18 protein-coding genes and 1 tRNA gene are annotated in these 22,360 nt (G+C 61.6%); 8 read left to right on the top strand and 11 right to left on the bottom strand.

The annotated features are described in order from the left end of the window. The first annotated feature begins 53 nt into the window (after window positions 1-53). Window positions 54-2,732: a DNA topoisomerase III gene (locus tag KHO31_RS14215; protein WP_201071794.1), complete on the top strand. Its 2,679-nt coding sequence runs from the start codon at window positions 54-56 to the stop codon at window positions 2,730-2,732. A gap of 150 nt (window positions 2,733-2,882) precedes the next feature. Here KHO31_RS14215 and KHO31_RS14210 read toward each other — a convergent pair whose 3' ends face one another. Then, window positions 2,883-3,983, bottom strand: coding sequence for a LysR family transcriptional regulator (locus KHO31_RS14210; RefSeq protein WP_201071791.1), 1,101 nt, complete (start codon window positions 3,981-3,983; stop codon window positions 2,883-2,885). Between the two features lie 342 nt (window positions 3,984-4,325). Further along, window positions 4,326-6,194 carry a phosphoenolpyruvate carboxykinase (GTP) gene (locus KHO31_RS14205; RefSeq protein ID WP_201085916.1) on the bottom strand — a complete coding sequence of 623 codons (1,869 nt, stop codon included), beginning with the start codon at window positions 6,192-6,194 and terminating at the stop codon, window positions 4,326-4,328. 376 nt (window positions 6,195-6,570) lie between these two features. Between KHO31_RS14205 and KHO31_RS14200 the strand changes: the two genes are divergently transcribed. Next, entirely contained in the window at window positions 6,571-7,584 is a 1,014-nt protein-coding gene (locus KHO31_RS14200; protein ID WP_201071785.1) for a D-2-hydroxyacid dehydrogenase family protein, read from the top strand. Between the two features lie 9 nt (window positions 7,585-7,593). Here the strand turns inward: KHO31_RS14200 and KHO31_RS14195 are convergent, their stop codons facing one another. Then, window positions 7,594-8,469, bottom strand: coding sequence for a patatin-like phospholipase family protein (locus KHO31_RS14195; RefSeq protein ID WP_201071783.1), 876 nt, complete (start codon window positions 8,467-8,469; stop codon window positions 7,594-7,596). Between the two features lie 50 nt (window positions 8,470-8,519). Next, window positions 8,520-8,924, bottom strand: a complete 405-nt coding sequence (locus KHO31_RS14190; protein ID WP_201072428.1) for a PaaI family thioesterase — start codon at window positions 8,922-8,924, stop codon at window positions 8,520-8,522. Window positions 8,925-9,124: 200 nt separating this feature from the next. Here KHO31_RS14190 and KHO31_RS14185 point away from each other — a divergent pair. The 3 genes from KHO31_RS14185 (at window position 9,125) to KHO31_RS14175 (ending at window position 10,746) form a co-directional block, all read left to right on the top strand. Further along, window positions 9,125-9,200: transfer RNA gene (locus tag KHO31_RS14185), tRNA-Lys, on the top strand. Between the two features lie 137 nt (window positions 9,201-9,337). Next, window positions 9,338-10,072 (top strand): UPF0149 family protein, encoded by a 735-nt coding sequence (locus KHO31_RS14180; RefSeq protein ID WP_201071782.1) that lies wholly within the window; start codon window positions 9,338-9,340, stop codon window positions 10,070-10,072. A gap of 86 nt (window positions 10,073-10,158) precedes the next feature. Next, the gene (locus tag KHO31_RS14175; RefSeq protein WP_201071781.1) at window positions 10,159-10,746 is read left to right on the top strand and encodes a LysE family translocator; all 588 of its coding nucleotides are present in this window, start codon (window positions 10,159-10,161) and stop codon (window positions 10,744-10,746) included. Window positions 10,747-10,768: 22 nt separating this feature from the next. Here KHO31_RS14175 and KHO31_RS14170 read toward each other — a convergent pair whose 3' ends face one another. Continuing rightward, complete coding sequence (locus KHO31_RS14170; protein WP_201071780.1) at window positions 10,769-11,614, bottom strand: helix-turn-helix transcriptional regulator; 846 nt, start codon at window positions 11,612-11,614, stop codon at window positions 10,769-10,771. Between the two features lie 212 nt (window positions 11,615-11,826). On the opposite strand from KHO31_RS14170, the gene KHO31_RS14165 reads away from it, so the two are divergent. Together KHO31_RS14165 and KHO31_RS14160 are read left to right on the top strand one after the other, a co-directional pair. Beyond that, window positions 11,827-12,486: a PadR family transcriptional regulator gene (locus tag KHO31_RS14165; RefSeq protein WP_201071779.1), complete on the top strand. Its 660-nt coding sequence runs from the start codon at window positions 11,827-11,829 to the stop codon at window positions 12,484-12,486. Continuing rightward, window positions 12,483-13,850 carry an FAD-dependent oxidoreductase gene (locus tag KHO31_RS14160; protein ID WP_201085920.1) on the top strand — a complete coding sequence of 456 codons (1,368 nt, stop codon included), beginning with the start codon at window positions 12,483-12,485 and terminating at the stop codon, window positions 13,848-13,850. Before KHO31_RS14165 ends, KHO31_RS14160 begins: the two co-directional genes overlap by 4 nt. Window position 13,851: 1 nt before the next feature. Here the strand turns inward: KHO31_RS14160 and KHO31_RS14155 are convergent, their stop codons facing one another. The 5 genes from KHO31_RS14155 to cadR all read right to left on the bottom strand — a co-directional run bounded on the left by KHO31_RS14155 (window position 13,852) and on the right by cadR (window position 18,347). After that, window positions 13,852-14,646, bottom strand: coding sequence for an ABC transporter substrate-binding protein (locus tag KHO31_RS14155; protein ID WP_201085921.1), 795 nt, complete (start codon window positions 14,644-14,646; stop codon window positions 13,852-13,854). A gap of 30 nt (window positions 14,647-14,676) precedes the next feature. After that, the gene (locus KHO31_RS14150; protein WP_201071773.1) at window positions 14,677-15,831 is read right to left on the bottom strand and encodes a pyridoxal phosphate-dependent aminotransferase; all 1,155 of its coding nucleotides are present in this window, start codon (window positions 15,829-15,831) and stop codon (window positions 14,677-14,679) included. 324 nt (window positions 15,832-16,155) lie between these two features. Continuing rightward, window positions 16,156-17,559 (bottom strand): ATP-dependent RNA helicase DbpA, encoded by a 1,404-nt coding sequence (gene dbpA / locus KHO31_RS14145; protein ID WP_074285770.1) that lies wholly within the window; start codon window positions 17,557-17,559, stop codon window positions 16,156-16,158. Between the two features lie 44 nt (window positions 17,560-17,603). Next, on the bottom strand, window positions 17,604-17,804 hold the full coding sequence (locus KHO31_RS14140) for a hypothetical protein (RefSeq protein ID WP_028197690.1): 201 nt from the start codon (window positions 17,802-17,804) through the stop codon (window positions 17,604-17,606). A 111-nt stretch (window positions 17,805-17,915) separates the two neighbouring features. Next, the gene (gene cadR, locus KHO31_RS14135) at window positions 17,916-18,347 is read right to left on the bottom strand and encodes a Cd(II)/Pb(II)-responsive transcriptional regulator (RefSeq protein ID WP_201071767.1); all 432 of its coding nucleotides are present in this window, start codon (window positions 18,345-18,347) and stop codon (window positions 17,916-17,918) included. Between the two features lie 80 nt (window positions 18,348-18,427). On the opposite strand from cadR, the gene KHO31_RS14130 reads away from it, so the two are divergent. Continuing rightward, entirely contained in the window at window positions 18,428-20,908 is a 2,481-nt protein-coding gene (locus KHO31_RS14130) for a heavy metal translocating P-type ATPase (RefSeq protein ID WP_211623589.1), read from the top strand. Window positions 20,909-21,004: 96 nt separating this feature from the next. On the opposite strand, the gene KHO31_RS14125 is transcribed toward KHO31_RS14130, so the two are convergent. Continuing rightward, window positions 21,005-22,048 carry a helix-turn-helix domain-containing protein gene (locus KHO31_RS14125; RefSeq protein ID WP_211623587.1) on the bottom strand — a complete coding sequence of 348 codons (1,044 nt, stop codon included), beginning with the start codon at window positions 22,046-22,048 and terminating at the stop codon, window positions 21,005-21,007. Window positions 22,049-22,360 lie beyond the last annotated feature (312 nt).

The following is a 22,360-nucleotide window of genomic DNA, read 5'->3' as shown; positions in this document are numbered from 1 at the left end:
ATTTAAGCGCACTCAAGGCCATCAACCCGGATCTACCAACCTCACATCGAGTCATGTCCAAAGCACTGATCATCGCCGAAAAGCCTTCCGTCGCGAACGACATCGCGCGCGCTTTGGGCGGCTTTACCAAGCATGACGAATACTACGAAAGCGACGACTACGTCCTTTCCTCGGCAGTCGGCCACTTGCTGGAAATTGCCGCGCCCGAAGATTATGAAGTCAAACGCGGCAAGTGGAGTTTCGCCAACTTGCCCGTCATTCCGCCGCATTTCGATCTGAATCCGATCGCCAAGAGCGAGTCGCGCCTGAAGGTGCTGACCAAACTGCTCAAGCGTAAAGACATCGACCGCCTGATCAACGCATGTGACGCGGGGCGCGAGGGCGAGCTGATTTTCCGCCTGATCGCGCAGCACGCGAAAGCCAAGCAACCGGTGCAGCGCCTGTGGCTGCAGTCGATGACAGCCGGTTCGATCCGCGACGGTTTTGCCCGTTTGCGTAGCGACGAGGAAATGCAACCGCTCGCCGATGCGGCGCGCTGCCGCTCGGAAGCGGACTGGCTGGTCGGCATCAACGGCACGCGGGCCATGACCGCGTTCAACAGCAAGGGCGGCGGCTTCTTCCTGACCACGGTCGGGCGGGTACAGACGCCGACGCTGTCGATCGTCGTCGAGCGCGAAGAAAAGATTCGCCGCTTCGTGCCGCGCGATTATTGGGAAGTGAAGGCGGACTTCGTCTGCGCGGGCGGCTTCTACGAAGGCCGTTGGTTCGATCCGAAATTCAAGCGCGACGAGTTCGATCCTGAAAAACGCGATTCGCGTCTGTGGGCGCTGCCCGCGGCTGAGACGATCGTTGCTGCCTGCCGTGGCCAGATCGGCACGGTGACGGAAGAATCGAAACCGTCCACGCAACTGTCGCCGGCGCTGTTCGACCTGACCAGCTTGCAGCGTGAGGCCAACGGCCGCTTTGGCTTCTCGGCGAAGAACACGCTGGGTCTCGCTCAGGCGCTGTACGAAAAGCACAAGGTGCTGACGTATCCCCGGACCGACGCGCGCGCGTTGCCGGAAGACTATATGGATACGGTCAAGGAAACGCTGGGCATGCTCAAGGAGAGCAACAACTATCTCCCGTACGCCAAGCAGGTGTTGGACAAAGGCTGGGTGAAGCCGAACAAGCGCATCTTCGATAACTCGAAGATCAGCGACCACTTCGCAATCATCCCGACGGCGCAAGCGCCGAAGAATCTGTCCGAGCCGGAACAGAAGCTCTACGACCTGGTCGTGAAGCGCTTCCTGTCGGTGTTCTTCCCGGCCGCCGAATATCGGGTGACGACGCGGATTACGGAAGTGGTCGGCCATCACTTCAAGACTGAAGGCAAGGTGCTGGTCGAACCGGGCTGGTTGCAGGTCTATGGCCGCGAAATCAGCGGCGAAGACGCGAACCTCGTGCCGGTGCAGAAGGATGAGAAGGTCAAGACGGACAAGATCGCCGCCCAGCAACTGGTGACGAAACCGCCCGCACGCTACAACGAAGCAACCTTGCTGTCGGCCATGGAAGGCGCGGGCAAGCTGGTCGAAGACGACGAATTGCGCGAAGCGATGGCGGCCAAGGGGCTCGGCACGCCGGCCACGCGCGCCGCCATCATCGAAGGGCTGCTCGGCGAAAAGTATCTGATCCGCGAAGGCCGCGATCTGATTCCGACCGCGAAGGCATTCCAGTTGATGACGCTGCTGCGCGGCCTCGGCGTTAAGGAATTGACCGCACCGGAATTGACCGGCGAGTGGGAGTACAAACTCTCGCAGATGGAGCGGGGCAACCTGCCGCGCGACGCGTTCATGCAGGAAATTGCCCGCATGACGCAGACCATCGTCAAGCGCGCGAAAGAGTACGATTCCGACACGATCCCGGGCGATTACGCGACGTTGCAGACGCCGTGTCCGAATTGCGGCGGTCAGGTGAAGGAAAACTACCGTCGCTTCGCGTGCTCGAAGTGCGAGTTCTCGATCTCAAAGATTCCGGGCGGACGTCAGTTCGAAATTCCGGAAGTTGAAGAGCTATTGCAGAACAAGACGATCGGACCGCTGTCGGGTTTCCGCAGCAAGATGGGCCGCCCGTTCTCGGCGATCCTGAAGCTCTCGCTCGACGACGAGATCAAGAACTACAAGCTCGAATTCGACTTCGGTCAGGACTCGGGCGGCGAAGACGGCGAACCGCCTGACTTCTCCGACCAGCAGGCGGTCGGCGCGTGCCCGAAGTGCAAGGGCCGCGTGTTCGAACACGGCATGAGCTATGTCTGCGAGAACTCGGTTGCGAATCCGAAAACGTGCGACTTCCGCTCGGGCAAGGTGATTCTGCAGCAGGAAATCGCGCGCGAGCAGATGGGGAAATTGCTCGAGGAAGGACGCACCGACCTGCTGACGAACTTCAAGTCGTCGCGTACCGGCCGCAACTTCAAGGCGTTCCTCGTCAAGCAGAACGACGGCAAGATCGGCTTCGAATTCGAGAAGAAAGAGCCGTCAGCCAAGACGGCGGCGAAGACTGCGGCGGCTAAGGCGGCCGCCAAGGCTGCGCCGGAGTCGGATGACGAAGATGCACCGGTCGCAGTGAAGGCGGCACCCGCCAAAAAGGCCGCAGCCAAGAAAGCGCCCGCTACGAAGACTGCGGCTGCGAAGAAGACCGCTGCTGCCAAGAAGGCGCCGGCCAAGAAAACGGTCGCACGTAAGACGGGCTCGTAAATCGGGCGCGTGGGCCGGAAGGGTCTTCAACTTCCGGCCAGCGTCGAACTTGCCTGAAAAAAAGCGCAGTCACTTTCGTGACTGCGCTTTTTTATTTGCCGGCCAGACTGCGCTTTACTTCAAGCGCTGCCGGCACCGTCGCCCGACTCGTTACAGCGGCGACATAGCAGTGGGCCGTGGACGATTCGTCGTCTTTGCCAAGGTCTTCGGCACCGGCGATAACTCGCTGTCCAGCAGCCGTGACAGCGGCTCAGCGCCATCAAACGCTTCCGGCGGCATGTGATTCACTGCATCGAGCGCGGCGGACGTGGCAGGCCTCTCAAGGCCGTCCTTGATCCATTGCTCACCGAGCTGACTGTTCGGCGTCTGGCTGAAATGCTCGACCAGATGATCGATGAACGTTCGCACCTTTGCCGGCAAGTGACGACGGCTCGGATACGCGATGTTGATCTCGACCTGCGGCAAACGGAAATCGCCGAGCAAACGCACGAGCCTGCCGCGCGTCATGTCGCGGCCGATCAGATAGCTCGGCAGAATCGCGATGCCCATGCCGAGCAACGCGAACTGTCGCAGCATTTCCGTGTTGTTGGCCACGATCACGTTGGACGGACGCACCCGTACTTCGCCTTCCGAGCCCGTGAATACACGTTCGTCGCCCCAATACTCGGACGGCAAGCTCAGGCACGGGTGCTCGAGCAGATGCTCGGGACGCGTGGGCGTGCCGTGCTTTTCCAGATATGCGGGCGTTGCGCACACTGTCATACAACCGGTGGTCAAACGCCGCGTGACAATGCTTGCACTACGCATCTGCCGTGTGACCACCACGCCCACGTCGAAACCTTCTTCGACCAGATCGACCTGACGATCAACCAGCGTGACGTCGGGAATGACTTTCGGATAGCGCTCTGCGTACGTTTGCAGCACGGGCGCGAGGTTATGCAACCCGAACACGACCGGTGCGACGATTCGCAACGTGCCGACGGGTTCGTGATTCCGCGCGACCACCATCTGCTCGACGTCTTCCAGTTCGTCGAGAATCTGGCGCGCACGCTCAAGATAAACCTGGCCGGATTCGGTCAGGGACAAGCTGCGGGTTGTGCGATTGAGCAGCCGCGTACCAAGACGGCCTTCCAGATCGGCAACGTGACGGGTGGCAACTGCGTTGGAAATATCCATCGCGCTCGCAGCGCGGGCAAAACTGCCGAGATCCGCCACTTTGACGAAAACTCGCATCGACTGCAAATGATCCATAGGACAACTCCTGCCGTGTTACAGCTTCCTGACAATTAGTGAAAACCAGTGAAGCGAACTTAGAATTCTCCTACGACTCGTAAAATCGTGCAGAAGTTGCCCGCCAAAGCGGAAATATTGTCGATATTTGTGCGACTGCGTCCCTCAATGTGGCGCACGAACCTCGATTGTTCCGTCATGAGCAACAATCTGCTGCACTGCAGCTTGCACTGTCTTTTTTGTTCGAACAGATGCAAAGGTCGCCCCAGCATTGCGAAATCGGAAAAAGTCGCGATGCGGGGTCCGACCGGAAAAGAAAAACCGCCCGAAGGCGGCTTCTAGGCGAAGTGAATACTCACCTAATCAGGCAGCGAGTTTTCCTTCAAGGGCGAGCTTGGTCTGCGCCAAAGCCGGCGGCAGCCCTTGCTGCAATGTGTCAAACAGTTTGGCATGCAGCGCAAGTTCGTCGCGCCAAGCCGCGTCGTCGACGGAAATCACCTGCTGGAATTGCTCGGGGCTGAAATCCAGACCGCTCCAGTCGATGTCTTCATAGTGCGGCGATATGCCGAACGTATGTTCTTCACCTTGCGCCTTGCCTTCGATGCGCCCGACCATCCAGCTCAACACACGCATGTTCTCGCCGAAGCCCGGCCAGACGAACTTGCCGTCCGCGCCCTTGCGGAACCAGTTCACGCAGAAGATTTTCGGCAACTTCGCGTTTAGCTTCTCAAGACGCTCCCCGGTTTTCAGCCAGTGCCCGAAGTAGTCGCTCATGTTGTAGCCGCAGAATGGCAGCATCGCGAACGGGTCGCGGCGCACCACGCCCTGCTGCCCTGCCGCCGCCGCGGTGGTTTCGGAGCCCATGGTCGCCGCCATGTAGACGCCTTCTACCCAGTTGCGCGCTTCGGTAACGAGCGGCACGGTGGTGGAACGCCGGCCGCCGAAAATGAACGCGTCAATCGCGACACCCGCCGGGTTCTCCCAGTCGGCATCGATCGACGGACATTGCGAAGCCGGCGCCGTGAAGCGCGCGTTCGGGTGCGCGGCCTTGCGCCCGCTCTCCTTCGCGCTCGCCGGCGTCCAATCCTTGCCTTGCCAGTCGATCAGGTGGGCGGGCGGTTCGTCGGTCATGCCTTCCCACCAGACGTCGCCGTCGTCCGTCAGCGCGACGTTCGTGAAAATGACGTTTTCCTTCAGCGTGGCCATCGCGTTGAAGTTGGTCTTTTCACTCGTGCCCGGCGCGACGCCGAAATACCCCGCTTCCGGGTTGATCGCGTAGAGACGGCCGTCCTTACCCGGTTTGATCCACGCAATATCGTCGCCGATCGTGGAGATTTTCCAGCCGTTCAGACCTTCCGGCGGAATCAGCATTGCGAAGTTGGTCTTGCCGCAAGCCGACGGAAACGCCGCCGCGACGTGGTGCTTGCGCCCTTCCGGCGACGTCACACCGAGAACCAGCATGTGTTCGGCGAGCCAGCCTTCGTCGCGGCCCATCGTGGACGCGATGCGCAGCGCGAAGCACTTCTTGCCCAGCAGGGCATTGCCGCCGTAGCCCGAGCCATAGCTCCAGATTTCACGCGATTCGGGGAAATGGACGATGTATTTGGTGTCGTTGCACGGCCACGGAACGTCTTTCGCGCCCGCTGCGAGCGGCGCGCCGACCGAATGCACACACGGCACGAACGCGCCGTCTTCGCCCAGCACCTCGTACACCTTGCGGCCCATGCGCGTCATGATGCGCATGTTAGTCACGACGTATGGGCTATCGCTAAGTTCGACGCCGATGTGCGCGATCGGCGAACCGAGCGGCCCCATCGAGAACGGCACCACATACATCGTTCGACCGCGCATGGCACCGTCGAACAGGCCGTCGAGCGTCGAGCGCATCTCAGCCGGTTCGATCCAGTTGTTGGTCGGCCCGGCATCTTCCCGGCGCTTGGAGCAGATGAACGTGCGGTCTTCGACACGCGCGACGTCCGACGGATCGGACCATGCCAGATAGGAATTGGGACGTTTGGCGGGATTGAGTTTCTTGAGGGTGCCGGCTTCGACCATCTGGGCACATAGGCGGTCGTACTCCTCCTGCGAGCCGTCGCACCAGACGATTCGATCGGGCTTGGTCATGGCGGCAACGCGCTGGACCCACTCGATCAGTTTTCGGTGTTTGACCCACTCGGGCGCCCCTGCGGACGCCTCGTTGGTGGGCTGTCCTTCAAATGAGGGATGATTCATCGACTTGTCTCCGTTTTGAAAGCAATAGAAAAACGGTACAAGCCCAGTGACGCTGCATGCGAGAGGCGTTCAATTCAATGCATCGACTTTCCCGCAAGCCGACGCACAATTGTGCAGGTCATCGTGGGCCACACGGCCTGTTGCGCGGAGGCGCCTGTACACGGCCGTCTGCAACCGTCTGTAAAGCGACTTGCATCAACACGCAACAAACTGTTAAAAACGATGTCAATCGACCTTGCCGTGGCGCTGCCGTTCTACGCGGCAGCTTCTACGGTAAGGCATTCAGCCAGACCGGCATGTGACCTAGGTCACATGGTGGGACAGTCAGCATAACACTCCGTTTCGCACCTCTACGGTGCGCCGCAAGACACATACCATGAAGATCGCAATCCTCGACGATTACCAGGACGCCGTCCGCAAGCTCGACTGCTTTCAACTGCTGGCCGACCATGAGGTCAAAGTTTTCAACAACACTGTCCGCGGCCTCGGCCAACTGGCGAGCCGGCTTTCCGAAGTCGACGCCTTGGTCCTGATTCGCGAACGCACCCGCATCAGCTCGCAACTACTCGATAAGTTGCCGCGTTTGCGCATGATCAGTCAAACCGGCAAAGTCTCAAGCCATATCGATCTGGCAGCCTGTACCGAGCGCGGCATCGCCGTGCTGGAAGGCAGCGGCTCGCCGATCGCGCCGGCCGAACTGACCTGGGCCCTCATCATGGCGGCTCAACGGCGGATTCCGCAATACGTAGCAAACCTTAAGCAAGGGGCCTGGCAGCAGTCCGGATTGAAGACGTCGGCGCTGCCGCCGAACTTCGGTTTGGGCCAGGTGTTGCGCGGTCAGACGCTGGGGATTTGGGGTTACGGCAAGATCGGCCGCCTGCTTGCCGGATACGGCAAGGCCTTCGGCATGAATGTGCTGATCTGGGGTCGCGAGCATTCGCGCGAAGCGGCTCGCGCGGACGGATATGGCGTGGCCGAAAGCCGCGAAGCGCTGTTCGAGCAGAGCGATGTGCTGTCGTTGCACCTGCGTCTGCATGACGACACGCGCGGCATCGTCAAGCAGGAAGACCTGATGCGGATGAAGCCGACCGCGTTGCTCGTGAACACGAGCCGGGCCGAACTGCTCGACGAAAACGCGCTGGTGAACGCACTGTCGCACAACCGTCCGGGGATGGTCGCGATCGATGTCTACGAAAGCGAGCCGATTCTGCAGGGCTATAGCCTGCTGCGCATGGAGAACGTGATCTGCACGCCGCACATCGGCTACGTGGAACGCGAGAGCTACGAGTTGTACTTCACCGCGGCGTTCCAGAACATTCTCGCTTTCGACGCCGGCGATACGTCCAGCGTGGCGAATCCGGAGGCGTTGCAGGGCGGGCGGCGCCGCTAAGCGCTCACCTCAGCGCGCTTCGTGCGCGCCGACTTCCAGCAGATCGGGCACGCGTTCCAGAAAGGCCTCACCGTCGACACGGCCGAGGTTGTACGCGTGCACCATTTGCGACGGGCTCGTGTAATCCCAACTCGAAATCGGCACCTTGCGCGACGGTTGCACGTAGAAGCGTTGCTGCACGCCGTGCGGCACGACGAACATCTGCGGACGCGGATAAAGACGCGTGACCATTACCAGCACGTTGCCGGGCGCGTCGGCGTCGAGCGCGCCGACCGGCACGTTGTCGACCATTCCACCGTCGAGCACCGGCCGGCCATTGCGCCGCAAAACCGGTGTGAACGGCGGCGTACTCGACGACTGCAGAATCAGATCGGCGAGCTCTTCGACCGTCGCGCAATCCTGCGCGCGCACGAATTCCGGATGAAAGCCGAGCGTCTGGCCGAGCGTCGGATGCAGCGTCTTGCGCACGTATTTCTCGATGTTGTACGCGATCAGCCCAGCGGCGACGGCGCTGCGCGCGCCGAGCCAGCGCGGCAGGTGCGACACGCCAATACGGATTTCGGGGGCGTCGGCGAGCGTCGAAAACTTGTCGCTGTAGATATCGAGCAAGGCCTTGCGATAAATCCGGTAATGCGGAAACACCGATTCGCCACGCAGCAGGTTGCCCCAATAGGCGTTACGGGTGTTGTGCCGCAGCGCGTCTTCGTAATAGCGCATGACCCAGTCGGAATCGCGCGTGTAGAGCATGCACGCGGTGGCGGCGCCGGCCGAAATGCCGGTGATGACGCGCGGACGGATATCCAACTCCGGCTGCACCACGTCCCAGAAACCCGCCTGCCACCAGCAGCGATTGCCGCCACCGGCGAATACGACCTGATCGAACATCTTGGCTTTTTCCTCTAATACGGCTTGCGGACCCGTTTCAGGTGTCAGTGTCAGTCGAGCAGCGCGTAGGTGGTGGTGGCATGGACGGCCATGTTGCCGGCTTCGTCGAATAACTCGACTTCGCCGAACACGAGATTGCGGCCCATGCGCAGCACGCGCGCGGTGATCAGCACGTCGCCGTTGCGGACCGCGCGCATGAAACTGATGTTGAGCGACACCGTGCTCATCGGCTTGAAGCCACCGAGTGCGGCCGAAATCGCGACGATCATCGCCGTATCGGCGGCCGCCATGAAGACCTGCCCGGAGATCACACCGCCGGAATGGCGCAGCCCACCGGAAAACGGCAGGCGCAAAGTCGCACTTTCTTCGTCGACCTTGACCGGCGTCAGCGCGAGCGCGCGGACCCAAGGCGCGAGGATGCGGTCGAGCAGCTCGATAATTTCTTTGTCATCCATGGCGGTTCCCGGTCGAAAGCCGCGCGAGGCTTCGAGCGGCAGGTGTCCGCGACATGATACCGGGACGGCGAACCGTGCGCCTTTCCGGTGCTGACGGCAGGCAGCGCACGCGCCGGGGCGCTCGGTCAAGATTTTTATAAGAAATCTGCTAAAGGGACTTGGCAATCTCGGAAAGTTACTGCATAATTTCGCTTCTGTTTGGGGCGTTAGCTCAGCTGGTAGAGCAGCGGACTCTTAATCCGTAGGTCGACAGTTCGAATCTGTCACGCCCCACCAAAGATTCAATAAAAAGCCCGGTCCTTGCGACTGGGCTTTTTGCTTTGCGCTTTGCGGCACGGGTGCCATACGAGCACGCCGACTCTGCATCCCCGCCCGCCATCGGGACCCACGATTCGAAGCGCCGGAGCCTCACTATGTCCAAGTCAAAGTTAAGCCCCGCCAATCTGGCCACCCCGCTCTCCGAAGAAGAGTTCGACGAACTCGATGAGTTTCTGATTTCCGACCTGACGTCGGAAGAGACACTGACGATCGAGGGGCTCGACGGTTATCTGACCGCGATGGCCATCGGTCCGAATACAGTACCGCCCAGTTACTGGCTGCCGGGCGTCTGGGGCCCCAGCGAGAATGACGCTCCGGCATTCGAATCAATGGATCAGGCGCAGCACATTCTCGGGCTGATCTTGCGGAACATGAACGGCATCATCGCCTGCCTGGAGGATGATCCCGATGAGTTCGAACCGGTGTTTGGCTTTTACCGCATTGACGACAGCGACCGCGAATACATCGACGGCGAAGCGTGGGCGGTGGGCTTCATGCAAGGTCTCACGCTCGTTCGGGCGGATTGGCAAGCGCTGTTCGATAGCGAGCAGGGCCGGGAATCGCTGAATCCGATACGCCTGATGGGCGCCCGGGATCTCACACGGGAAGAGGAAGAATTGGTCGGCACGCCGGAACAGGACGAAGCCCTCACCAAACAGATCCCCGCCAGCATCGCCGCGATCTATCGTTTCTGGCTCCCCTATCGCCAGGCCGTTCACGACGCCACCATCCAGCGCACCGAACCCAAAGTCGGCCGCAACGACCCGTGTCCTTGTGGTAGCGGCAAGAAATTCAAGAAGTGCTGCGGCGCCGCGGATACGGTTCACTGAAAGTCATTTCCTTCAATACGCCCCACCCTTCCGTCCGATACCGCTGAGCGTCGCAAATCCTGCGCACTCACGTATCGAGGCATCAGATGACCGTCTTACTCTCCATGGCCGCCTTCGCGTTGGCCTCGTCGATTTCTCCCGGACCGGTCAATGTCGTCGCGCTGAGCGCCGGCGCACAACATGGATTCGCCGCGAGCATGCGCCATGTGACCGGTGCGACCATCGGATTCACGCTGCTGTTGTTGCTCATCGGCTTGGGTCTGCATGCGTTGCTCGCGCATTTCCCCAATCTGATCGACATCGTCAAATGGGCCGGCGTTGGGTTCCTGCTTTACATGGCTTACAAACTCGCCGTCGATGACGGCAAGCTCGGCGCGGACAAGCCCACCCGCGGGCCATCCTTCGCATACGGCGCGGCGATGCAATGGCTCAATCCGAAAGCATGGCTCGCTTCATTGGCCGGCATGGGCGCCTACGCAGCCGATGGCGACGGCCGGCTCGTCTGGCAATTCACCGTCGTGTACTTTGTGGTCTGCTATCTGTCGATTGCCAGCTGGGCGTATGCCGGCACGTTCCTGCGTCGATACCTGCAGGAGCCGAAGCGCGTGAGGTTATTCAATCGCGTGATGGCGGCTTTGCTCGCGGTTAGCGCGCTGTATCTGCTGATCGCGTGACGCGAACGCGGAACACACTCATTCAACTGCGATACTGCCCCGGCGTCGCCGCGACCAGCCGCTTGAAGGTCCGCTGCAAATGCGCCTGATCGGCAAAACCCGCATCGAGCGCGACGTCCGCAATCGGGTAACCGCGCCTGAGTTGTGCGCGGCTGTACTGGATGCGTCGATTGATCAGATAGGCGTGCGGCGTCATGCCATAACGCTGTTTGAAAGCGCGGATCAAATGCGAAGGAGAAAGCTCAGCCACCTTGCAGACGTCCTCCACCTTCAGCGGACGTGTGCAGTTTTCGGCGATGAATTCCGCAGCCCGCGCGAGCTGGCCGCTCGCATCGTGATCCGGCAAGGGCGCTGGATTCAACTTCTGCTGCACTTCCGAGAAGAAAGTGAGTGCAGCGCTTTCCTTGCGCATAGGCTCGTTATCGTCATCGACGAGAGCCGCGTATAGACGGTTCAAACCCTCGAACAACGCGGCGTCCGTCGTCATGGTCTGCGAGAACGCGCGAAACGCGTGGTTGTCGCTGAACCCCAGGTCGTGTTGCAAACCCGTGAGCCATGCGACATCGACATGCAGCATCCGATACGACCAGCGCTCTTCGGCAACCGGGTTGCACGCGTGCACGTCGTCCGGATTCATCAGCACGACAGCACCGGTGCCGATCCTTTCACGCGCGTGGCGATTCAGATAAACGCTGCGCCCGCCAATGACAGCGCCAATCGAGAACGTCTCGTGCGAGTGTTTGGCATAGCAGACCTCGCGGCCATCTTCGATTGAACGCGCCTCGATGAACGGCAACGCATCATCTCGCCAGAACTTCGGCGCCGCCACTGTCACCGCAGAATCACTCCGGCCATTCGTCCCGCTCATCGCGCACTCCTCGGTCATCCGCTCGGTCCCATCGCAACTTCGCCGCCTCAGCACGTCGGCGCGAACCACATCGTAACGGTGCCATCCGCCGCCGACCAGTGCGGAAGAGATTGCGTCTCGTCGAATCCTCCGAAAATCCGCGCTTGCCAGTCTCAGAAATATAGTTATATTATGACTAGATCAACAAAGACTAGCTTCCCGACATATTGAACATGGTCCGCCACTCTCCGCTCGCTCTCGCCGTCCTCGCCATGCTCACCGAAGCGCCGATGCATCCATACCGAATGCAACAGCTGATCAAAGCGCGCGGCAAGGACGAGGTCATCAATGTCGGTCAGCGAAACAGCCTGTACCAAACGATCGATCGCCTGGTGCGCGGCGACCTGATCGCCATCCGCGAAACGGAACGCGACGGCGCGTTCCCCGAGCGCACGGTCTATGAAATTACCGAAGCCGGCCGCGACACTGCCCGTCTGTGGCTGCGCGAGCAGCTTGCGCAGCCCGCCCGCGATTTCCCGGCGTTTCCGGCCGCACTCTCTTTCCTGCCGCTGCTCTCGCCAGAAGATGTGTGCCGTCAGCTCGAGACCCGCATCGGCGCACTTGAACGGGAATTGACCCGATTCGACGACGCCACTGAACAAGCCACCCAGATCCAGGTGCCGCGGCTTTTCCTGCTCGAAGGCGAACTGGTGCGCGCGCAACTGGTTGTCGAGCTGAACTGGGTTCGCAGCGTAGTGGCCGATCTGAAGGCCGGCACGCTGACCTGGAGTCCGGAATGGCTTGAAGAAATTGCGCAACGCTTCACGCTGCCGGCCGGCGAAACCAAGTACAGGCCGGCCCAACCTGCCGCAAAAAAGGAGGCGAAGTCATGAGTCGTGAACCCATGGAGGTGATCGTGATCGGGGCCGGCACAGGCGGCCTCTGTCTTGCGCACGGGTTGAAGCGCGCCGGCATCAACGTGAATGTCTACGAACGCGACCGCACGCGCGCGGACGGTTTGCAGGGCTATCGCGTCGGCATCAATCCGCACGGGCTCGCGTCGCTCAAAGCATGCCTTGCGCCGGAACTCTATGCGACGTTTCTGGCGACCTGCGCACGCACGCCCGGCCACTTCAACATCCTGACCGAGCGCATGACCGAATTACTCACAGTGCCGCTCGAAGACGAATCGATGAGCGGCGGCAAATCGGTCAGCCGGATGACGCTTCGGCAAGTGCTGCTCACGGGCCTCGAAGCGCACGTGCATTTCGACAAGACCTTCACGTCGTACGAGCAGAACGCCGACGGCAGTGTCACCGCGCATTTCGAGGACGGCACCCACGCCACGGCGGATCTGCTGATCGGTGCGGACGGCGCGCGCTCGAAGGTGCGCCGCCAATTGCTGCCGCACGCACGGCTGGAAAACACCGGCATCGTCAGCATCGGCGCGAAGGTGCCCATGGACGAAACGTCACGCGCGCTGTTGCCGCCGAAGGTGCTCGACGGCATCACGCTGATCAACGCGCCGAAGGGCTTTGGTGGCATCGTGCATGTGATGGAATTTCCGTGGCGCGCTGACGGCGACGGAATGAAGGACGGCATTGGCAACAACGACGCCGAGTTGCTTTCGAATTGGCCTGGATTGCTCTACGACAACACGCGCGACTATCTGATGTGGGGTGTCTGGGGCGCATTGCACAACTTGCCTGCCGATCCCAAATCGCTCGGACAAGCCGCGTTACTCGCGCTCGCCACGCAGATCACCGATGGCTGGCATCCCAATCTGCGCGCGCTGATTCGCGCATCGGATCCGTCCACCGCCTTCAGCGTCGACGTGCGCACGTCGGTTCCGGTCGATGCGTGGCCGACCACCAACGTCACAGTCCTGGGTGACGCGGTGCATCTGATGACGCCGGGACGCGGCGTCGGTGCGAACACCGCGCTGCGCGATGCCGCGCTACTCGCCACGCGTCTCGCCGATGCACAGCAGGGCAAGCTGTCGGGCCACGACGCCGTCGCGGGTTACGAGGAGGAAATGCGCCGCTACGGCTTTCACGCGGTCGCCGAGTCGCGCAAGCAGTTCGATGCGAGCAGTGCGCTACATCGGCCGGTGGTTGGAAGAATGGCGTTGAGTGCCATGCGTACCAGCTTGCGAGTCGTGAACAACGTGCCGATGCTCAAGCGCCGCATGGTCAACGCCGAGAACGAATTTCGCGGCGTCGATCGCAATGCGGCGCCCGCCGCGCACGGTCAATAGGTTACTTCGCTGTGACGTCGATATTGCCGAGGTACTTCGCCGCCAGCGTCTTGACCGTGCCGTCGGCCTGGACCTTCGCGATCGCCGCGTTCAGTTGGTCACGCAGCGCGGTGTCGCCTTTGCGAATCCCATACGCAATACCGCTGCCGAGGATCTTGTCATCGCGCACCGGCTGCCCGACGAACGCATAGTCCTTGCCACTAGGCTTCGACAGAAAACCCGTCTGACCGGCCGGCGCGAGAACGAGTGTCGCGTCGAGGCGCCCCGCCACGAGATCCGTATAAACCTGGTTCTGATCCTGATACGGCACGATGGTCACGCCAGCCGGTTCCCAATGCGTCTTCGCGTAGGTTTCCTGAATCGATGCCTGCAACACGCCGACGCGTTTGCCTTTCAACGATGCCGGTGTCGGCAGCAAACCGCTGTCGCGCTTCGCGATCAACTGCGTCGGCACGCGATACACCACGGTCGTGAAGTCGATCGCCTGGCGGCGCTGTTCTGTCGCGTTCATCGCCGAATTGATCGCGTCGAACTTGCGGCCCTGCAGCGCAGGAATCAAGCCGTCGAACGAGGTTTCAACCCATTTGCACGTCACATGCGCAGCAGCGCAAACGGCGTTGCCGACGTCGACGTCGAGACCCTGCAGTTCGCCGTTCGGCCCTTTCGACTCAAACGGCGGATACTGCGCCTCGAGTCCGAAACGCAGCGTCGATGTGTCGGCGGCGATCGCGGCAGACGATGCAGCGATCGACGTGAATGCGCAGGCCAGCGCCAATAGAGGCTTGAGCAACTTCATAACGGGTCCCTTTTTCTTCGATATTGTTGATCAGATTTCGCACAACCGCCGCGCGCCTTCGATCAAGGTCGCGTCGTCCTTCGAGAAGCTCAGGCGGATCAAACCGGAGTCCGTGCCGTCGGTATAAAACGCCGACAACGGAATCGTCGCGACGCGCGCATCGCGAATCAGGCGCAGCACGAAATCGCTATCGCTTTCCTCGGAGAAACCACGGAAACGCGCGAGCATGAAGAAGCTGCCTTCGCTCGGCAGTAACTCGAAACGCGACTCGCGCAGCGCGTGGGCCAGCAGATCACGCTTCTTCTGATAGAACGCGGACAGACCGAGATAGCTCTCGCGATTGGCCAACGCATCGACAAACGCGTACTGCATCGGCGTATCGGCAGAAAACACCATGAACTGATGGACTTTGCGAATCTCGTCCATGAGCGCCGCGGGGGCGAGGCAATAGCCCACGCGCCAACCGGTCACGTGATACGACTTACCGAACGACGACACGATCACGCTGCGCTCCGCGAGTTCGGAATCGCAGGCCATGCTCTGATGTTCGGCGCCGTCGAACACCACGTGTTCGTAGACTTCGTCGGCCAGAATCACGATGTCGGTATTGCGCGTCACGGCCTTCAGACGCGCGATGTCGGCCTCGCTGAACACGGTCGCGGTCGGGTTGTGCGGCGTGTTGATGATGATCATGCGCGTCTTCGGCGTGATCGCGGCGGCGACCTCGTCCCAGTCCACGCGGAAATCGGTCAGCGACAATTTGATCGGAATCGGCGTCGCGCCTTGCAGGCGAACGATTGGGCCGTAGCTATCGAATGACGGCTCGAAGTAAATCACTTCATCGCCGGGATGCACCAATGCGCTGATCGTCGAATACAGGCCTTCGCTGGCACTGGCGATCACGGTGACTTCGCTCGACGGGTCGTAGCGCACGCCATACAGCGTCTCGACCTTGTCGGCGAGCGCTTCGCGCAGGGCGGCGATGCCGGCCATCGGCGCGTACTGGTTATGACCGGCGCGCATGGCTTGCGCGACACCGTCGATCAGTTTCGCGTCGGGCGCGAAATTCGGCGCACCTTGCGACAGGTTCAGCGCATCGTGTTGGGCGGCCAGTTGGCCAATCACGGTAAAAATTGTCGTGCCTACGTCAGGCAGTTTCGAGCGGGCTTGCATGGCGCTCTGCATAAGGCTTTTCTCCCTTTCTCCATCCGGCAGCGGATTCGCGAACTGCCAACGGCGTGGCGGTCCCATCCGGTTTGATGAATTAGGCATCAGCCAAAGAACGGTCACAATCGAAACTTTGTCATGCGCGGCATGCGTTTACGTCATGGCTCGCGCAATGCCGTGCTGGGGCGGGCTAAGGCAATGAAATCGGGGGTTTAGCGGAAGAAATGCAGCCGCGCGGGGCGCGCGGAAAACAGCCGAGGTATGACGTAATGTGATGCGGGCAGGACGGCTGCGATCGCGCGATCGCAGCCGTTATCAGCCGGTTAATCGACCAGTGGACGATCAGGCGTCGTCCATCATGCGGACTTTGACCTTCTTGCCCTTCACCTTGCCGCCGCTGAGCTTGCGCATTGCCTCGCGCGCGATGCTGCGTTCCACGGCCACATAGGTCGACATTTCGGTCACGTTGATCTTGCCGATCTGCGAACCAGCGAAACCTGCCTCGCCAGTGAGCGCGCCGAGCACGTCGCCCGGACGGATTTTTTCCTTACGGCCGCCGAGAATCTGCAGCGTTTCCATCGGCGGCAGCAGCCGTTCGTTGCTCGCCGGCTTGAGATCAGCCAGCTTGTGCCACTCGACTTCACGCTTTTGCGCCTGTTCGAGACTGCCCACGCGACCCATCTCGTTCATGCTCGCGAGACTGAGCGCCCAGCCTTCCTGATCGGCGCGACCCGTGCGGCCGATGCGGTGCACGTGCACTTCCGGGTCCGGCGTCACGTCGACGTTGATCACCGCTTCGAGCTCGGCGATGTCGAGACCACGCGAAGCAACGTCGGTGGCGACCAGCACCGAGCAACTGCGGTTCGCGAACTGGATCAGCACCTGATCGCGTTCACGCTGATCGAGTTCGCCATGCAGCGCGAGCGCATGAAAACCCTGCGCGCGCAGCACGTCGAGCAGATCGCGGCATTGCTGCTTGGTGTTGCAGAACGCCAGCGTGCTCACCGGACGATAGTGGTTCAGCAGCAGACCGACGGCATGCAGACGCTGGTCTTCGGTCACTTCATAGAAGCGCTGACGAATCTTGGTGTTGTCGTGCCGCTCGGCGAGCTTCACTTCCTTCGGATTGCGCAGGAATTGCTGGCTGAGTTTGGCGATCCCTTCGGGGTACGTCGCGGAAAACAGCAGTGTTTGGCGCTCTTTCGGGCATTGCTTCACGACCGTGGCGATGTCGTCGAAGAAACCCATGTCGAGCATGCGGTCGGCTTCGTCGAGCACCAGCGTATTGAGCGACTGCAACGGCAGGCTGCCCCGCTCGAGGTGATCCATGATCCGGCCCGGCGTGCCGACCACGATATGCGCACCGTGTTCGAGGCTGGCGGTTTGCGGACGCATCGGCGTACCGCCGCACAGCGTCAGCACCTTGATGTTTTCTTCAGCGCGCGCCAGACGGCGGATTTCCTGCGTGACCTGGTCGGCGAGTTCGCGTGTCGGGCACAGCACCATCGCCTGCACGGCGAAGTTGCGCACGTCGAGGCGGTTAAGCAGCGCCAGCGAAAACGCCGCGGTCTTGCCGCTGCCGGTTTTCGCCTGGGCGATCAGATCGTTGCCGGCCAGTGCGATCGGCAGACTGGCTGCCTGAATCGGCGTCATCTCGACATAGCCGAGCTGCGTCAGATTGGCGAGCGTGGCGGGCGGTAGCGGTAGCTGGCTAAACGGCGCGCCGGCTTGTGTGGGACTGTTCATAGAGTGATGGCTCGCTATCGACTGAAGAGGCTGAAGGCTAGGGACTACTCGGCCATGGGGCCGGTGGCGGGGCGACCTTCGATCTGCTCGTACAGCACGGAGCCATCTTCCCCGTCGAAACGCTCGACGTAATTGCGCGCGCCACACATCGGGCAACGGAACAGAAGCCCCTGCCCTTCATTCTTGATGACGACGTCCGACATTTCCCACTGCTCGCCGCAGGGCTGGTTTCTACAGGTAAACACGTTGATTCTCCAACTGGATTCGATTGTTGATTGGGTGGGCCGTCGACGCGGCCCAGCCGTAAATGCCGTCACTGCCGCGATCGGCGCCGCCGTCAATAGGGGCGGAACGCGTCAACCCAGATGCGTATGCCGCGCACGCGTCGCGCTGACGTCCATGTCGGTGAGGCCCTGGACGATGCCGCAGTCTTCGACGGCCTGTTCGCCATGGCATTGCTCGCGCAGCGTGGTCAGTTGCACTTTCAGTTGCTTCAATTCCTCGATGCGCGTGTCGACGTGCGCAATGTGCTCGTCAATCAGGGCATTGATGCCGCCGCAGCCGTCCGCCGGCGCGTCCGTTAGACGCAGCAGCGCACGGATTTCGTCGTGGGTCATATCGAGCGCACGGCAATTGCGAATGAAGCGCAGGCGTTCGACGTGCCTCGCCGTGTAGCTGCGGTAATTGGCCTCGGTGCGCTCCGCTTCGGGCAACAGCCCCTCTTTTTCGTAGAAACGGATGGTTTCGGTCGTGCAATGGGCGATTTTCGCCAATTCGCCAATTTTCATGGACCCTCCGGATTGCGGCCTTGACCTTGTAGTGGCTTCAAGGTGTTTACTAGACCACAAATCGAACCAGGAAGCCACCCATGCCTCAAGCCAACCTCGCCGAAGCGGACCGCCCGGAACAGGCCAAAGCCCGTGCCCACGGGCATGAAGGGCATGTCCACGTGCATGCCGAAGATGACGCTCACACCCACGGGCATGGTGAAAGCTGCGGCCACGGCCACCAGGCGCATGCTCAGGAAGACGCTCATGAGCACGGCGAAAGCTGCAGTCATAGCGCCAAAGCACGTGTTCGCGAACTTGGGCATGCGCACGCTCACGACGACAGTTGCGGCCATGACCACAAAGCGCACGGCCACACCCATAGCGATGCCCCTGGGCACAGCCACGCCGAGGCAGGCTGCTGCGGAACGCCGCACGCCGCAGCCGCGCCGGTCAAGCTGCCGCAATCGGAAGCCATCGGCAATGACGTGCGCACCGCGATCCGCATCATGCAGATGGACTGTCCGACCGAAGAAGCGCTGATTCGCAAGAAATTCAGCCGCATGCCGTACGTGCGCAGCATGGACTTCAACCTGATGCAGCGCGTGCTGACCGTCGTCCACGCGCCGGATGCCCTCGACTCGATACTCGCTGCGATCCGTTCGCTCGACTTCACGCCGGAACTGGCCGATGCGAACCCGGACGCGGCAGCCGCCCCTCAAGCGCCGGCCAAGCCGTGGTGGCCGCTGGCGCTCGCAGGCATTGCTGCGGTGGGCTCAGAGGCCGCCGGCTGGCTTGGCGCCCCTGTCTGGCTGGCTGCGGGTCTGGCGGTCCTCGCCATCGCCTCCTGTGGTCTCACGACATACAGAAAGGGCTGGCTCGCGATTCGCAACGGCAATCTCAACATCAACGCGCTGATGAGCATTGCAGTCACCGGCGCGCTGGTCCTGCAGCAGTGGCCGGAAGCCGCCATGGTGATGGTGCTCTTCACGATCGCCGAACTGATCGAAGCGAAGTCGCTCGACCGCGCCCGCAATGCCATCCAGGGCTTGATGCAACTCACGCCCGAACAGGCGAACGTGCAGCAAGCGGACGGCGGTTGGCAACTCACGGACCTCAAAGCGATCGCGCTGGGCACGGTGGTGCGCGTGAAGCCGGGCGAGAGAATTGCGCTCGACGGCGAAATCGTCACGGGCCGCTCGAGCGTCGATCAGGCGCCGATCACCGGCGAAAGCCTGCCGGTCGACAAGACCGTGGGCGACGCGGTGTTCGCCGGCACGATCAACCAGGCCGGTTCGTTCGACTATCGCGTGACGGCCGCAGCCAGCAACACGACGCTCGCGCGCATCATTCACGCGGTCGAAGAAGCGCAAGGCACCAAAGCGCCGACGCAGCGTTTCGTCGACCAGTTCGCGCGGGTCTATACGCCAATCGTGTTCGCCGTCGCGCTGGCCGTGGCGGTGCTGCCGCCGCTGCTGTTCGGCGGGTTGTGGCACGAGTGGGTTTACAAGGCGCTGGTGATGCTGGTGATCGCCTGTCCGTGCGCGCTGGTGATCTCGACGCCGGTGACGATCGTCAGCGGTCTCGCGGCTGCCGCCCGCAAGGGCATCCTGATCAAGGGCGGCGCCTACCTTGAACAGGGCCGCAAGCTGAGCTGGCTCGCGCTCGACAAGACCGGCACGATCACGCACGGCAAGCCGGTGCAAACCGAGTTTGAAATGCTGGCTGACGTCGATGTGGTTCGTAGCAAGACACTCGCAGCGAGCCTTGCGGGTCGTTCGGATCATCCGGTGTCGATGGCGATTGCGGCGGCGGCTCAAGCCGAAGGCATGTCGAACGTCACGGTCGATGCATTCGAGGCCTTGCCGGGACGCGGCGTACGCGGCGAAGTCGACGGCCTGCCGTATTGGCTCGGCAATCATCGGCTGGTCGAAGAGCTCGGACGCTGCACGGCGTCGCTCGAAGCGCGGCTGGACACACTCGAGGGGCAAGGCAAAACCGTCGTGATGCTGGTGGATGCCGAACGCGTGCTCGCGCTGTTCGCCGTCGCCGATACGGTGAAGGACACGAGCCGCGCCGCCATCGCCGAGTTGCACCTCCTCGGCGTGCGGGCCGCCATGCTCACCGGCGACAACCCGCACACGGCAGCCGCGATCGCGCAGCAAGTCGGCATTGACGAAGCGCGCGGCAATCAGTTGCCAGAGGACAAGCTCAACGCGGTGGACGGCTGGTCGAAAGACGGTGCGACGGTGGGCATGGTCGGCGACGGCATCAACGACGCCCCTGCATTGGCGCGCGCAGACATCGGCTTTGCGATGGGCGCGATGGGCACCGATACTGCAATCGAAACCGCCGACGTCGCGTTGATGGACGACGATCTGCGCAAGATTCCACAGTTCATCCGCCTGTCGAAGGCGACGCATTCGGTGCTGGTACAGAACATCACACTGGCGCTGGGCATCAAGAGCGTCTTCCTCGTGCTGACGTTGATGGGTCTCGGCACGATGTGGATGGCCGTATTCGCCGATGTCGGCGCGAGTCTGTTGGTGGTGGCGAACGGCTTGCGGCTGTTGCGCAAGTAGTACGCATTCGCGGAACTACAACTGGCAAAAGACAGGGCGGCCCGCAGGCCGCCCTTTTTTTGTCGCTTCACTTCAGCGCATCAATACCCCATGCACTTAATGCGCGAATGAATAGCCGTCCGTTTGCGCGCGGCCGTTGATCCCAGCCTTCAACGTATCGGAAGGCAGCATGCCGAACAGCTTCCTGTAATCGGTCGCAAACTGGCTCAAATGCCAGAAGCCCCACGCCGCGGCAACGTCCTGAACCGAGCGTGACGCGGGCGCCGCATTGCACAGATCGCGTCGCGCGCCGTTCAACCGGATCGCCCGCAGATAGGTGGCGGGCGCCATCCCAAGCACGTCCTGAAAGCAATATTGCAGCGTGCGCCGGCTCACATGCAGTCGCTCGCACAACTCCGGCACGTTAACCGCGCGCTCGCGATTAGTCAGGACGTACTCGCGCGCTTCAGCCACGATCGACTGACGGCGCCCACGCGCCGGCATTGCAACCGGCTCCCCCGCCGCCAACGCGCCCACGTCGAATAGCGACGCCAGCACCGACGCCTGCAAATTGTTGCGTGCGAACGCGGACAGCGGCGTGCCGTTCGCCGCGCCGTCACCGAGAAGCTGCCGCAGCGATGCGCACAAGCGCGCCTTGCGATCCGTGCCGATCGACACGACTTCCGTGTTCGGCAGATGGTCGGCCAAACCGACCCGCTCCACTTCGGCCGCATATCGGCGCAGGACGTCCCCCTTCACCACCACGCCGAAAATCTCGTAGCCCGCCGAGGTCAGCAATTCGAATTCGATCCCGCCCGGACGAAATGCGAGCGCATCGCCCGCGATTACCTGGGCGTCGATACGACCGGACCCTTCGGGGCAAGTCGGAATGCCAAACCAGTAAGCGTCCTCCTGTACCTCGCAGGTCTGCCTCAGCGTGTGGCTGGTCGTTTCGACGAACACCTGCATGTGGTCGAGGCACAACTCCGTCAGGCCGCCGACAAAACGGCCCGCGGTCAGCTGGTCGTAGGTCTGGCTCCAGCCGTGAAGATTGCGCGCCTGCTCGTCGGCGTCGTAGGCAACGCAGGTCTGCACGCAAAAGCTCGGCTGTTGCGCGGGCGTCGGTGCTGTCAGGCTGTCGTTTCGGAATTCAATCGTCATACCGGATCTGCAAAAACGGGTTGTCGAGGAGACACGGAACGCAATTCTCATGCCGAATCGATTCGCGGCTTACGTTGCTTTGATCGCGGCGGCACATGCTCACACCCTGTTCAATTCGTGAACAAGTCTGCACACACTGATCAGAAACGAGACGTTCATTCCTCGGCAAGTTGAACAGTGTCACGCGCCCTGCTTGGCAGGCGTGCCTGCTGCACGTGCACAACTCACCAGGGCGGTGCATTGGCACAGTTCTGGCTCTAGCCTTTCGCGGCCAAGCGAAATATCGCGCCGAATATAGCCCATTCATACATG

Origin of the sequence: Paraburkholderia domus (assembly GCF_905220705.1) — a bacterium.
Lineage (GTDB): Bacteria > Pseudomonadota > Gammaproteobacteria > Burkholderiales > Burkholderiaceae > Paraburkholderia > Paraburkholderia domus.
Note: the sequence above shows the minus strand (reverse complement) of the source record. Positions and strands in the feature narration are given on the sequence as shown.

What these genes read in the sequence shown, in the direction of transcription:
- KHO31_RS14170 (WP_201071780.1), bottom strand. Translation starts at nt 11,614, where the DNA reads ATGAGCGGGACGAATGGCCGGAGTGATTCTGCGGTGACAGTGGCGGCG.
- KHO31_RS14160 (WP_201085920.1), top strand. Translation starts at nt 12,483, where the DNA reads ATGAGTCGTGAACCCATGGAGGTGATCGTGATCGGGGCCGGCACAGGC.
- KHO31_RS14195 (WP_201071783.1), bottom strand. Translation starts at nt 8,469, where the DNA reads ATGTTCGATCAGGTCGTATTCGCCGGTGGCGGCAATCGCTGCTGGTGG.
- KHO31_RS14210 (WP_201071791.1), bottom strand. Translation starts at nt 3,983, where the DNA reads ATGGATCATTTGCAGTCGATGCGAGTTTTCGTCAAAGTGGCGGATCTC.
- dbpA (WP_074285770.1), bottom strand. Translation starts at nt 17,559, where the DNA reads ATGAACAGTCCCACACAAGCCGGCGCGCCGTTTAGCCAGCTACCGCTA.
- KHO31_RS14165 (WP_201071779.1), top strand. Translation starts at nt 11,827, where the DNA reads ATGGTCCGCCACTCTCCGCTCGCTCTCGCCGTCCTCGCCATGCTCACC.
- KHO31_RS14130 (WP_211623589.1), top strand. Translation starts at nt 18,428, where the DNA reads ATGCCTCAAGCCAACCTCGCCGAAGCGGACCGCCCGGAACAGGCCAAA.
- KHO31_RS14155 (WP_201085921.1), bottom strand. Translation starts at nt 14,646, where the DNA reads ATGAAGTTGCTCAAGCCTCTATTGGCGCTGGCCTGCGCATTCACGTCG.
- KHO31_RS14205 (WP_201085916.1), bottom strand. Translation starts at nt 6,194, where the DNA reads ATGAATCATCCCTCATTTGAAGGACAGCCCACCAACGAGGCGTCCGCA.
- KHO31_RS14200 (WP_201071785.1), top strand. Translation starts at nt 6,571, where the DNA reads ATGAAGATCGCAATCCTCGACGATTACCAGGACGCCGTCCGCAAGCTC.
- KHO31_RS14180 (WP_201071782.1), top strand. Translation starts at nt 9,338, where the DNA reads ATGTCCAAGTCAAAGTTAAGCCCCGCCAATCTGGCCACCCCGCTCTCC.
- KHO31_RS14215 (WP_201071794.1), top strand. Translation starts at nt 54, where the DNA reads ATGTCCAAAGCACTGATCATCGCCGAAAAGCCTTCCGTCGCGAACGAC.
- KHO31_RS14125 (WP_211623587.1), bottom strand. Translation starts at nt 22,048, where the DNA reads ATGACGATTGAATTCCGAAACGACAGCCTGACAGCACCGACGCCCGCG.
- KHO31_RS14190 (WP_201072428.1), bottom strand. Translation starts at nt 8,924, where the DNA reads ATGGATGACAAAGAAATTATCGAGCTGCTCGACCGCATCCTCGCGCCT.
- cadR (WP_201071767.1), bottom strand. Translation starts at nt 18,347, where the DNA reads ATGAAAATTGGCGAATTGGCGAAAATCGCCCATTGCACGACCGAAACC.
- KHO31_RS14150 (WP_201071773.1), bottom strand. Translation starts at nt 15,831, where the DNA reads ATGCAGAGCGCCATGCAAGCCCGCTCGAAACTGCCTGACGTAGGCACG.
- KHO31_RS14175 (WP_201071781.1), top strand. Translation starts at nt 10,159, where the DNA reads ATGACCGTCTTACTCTCCATGGCCGCCTTCGCGTTGGCCTCGTCGATT.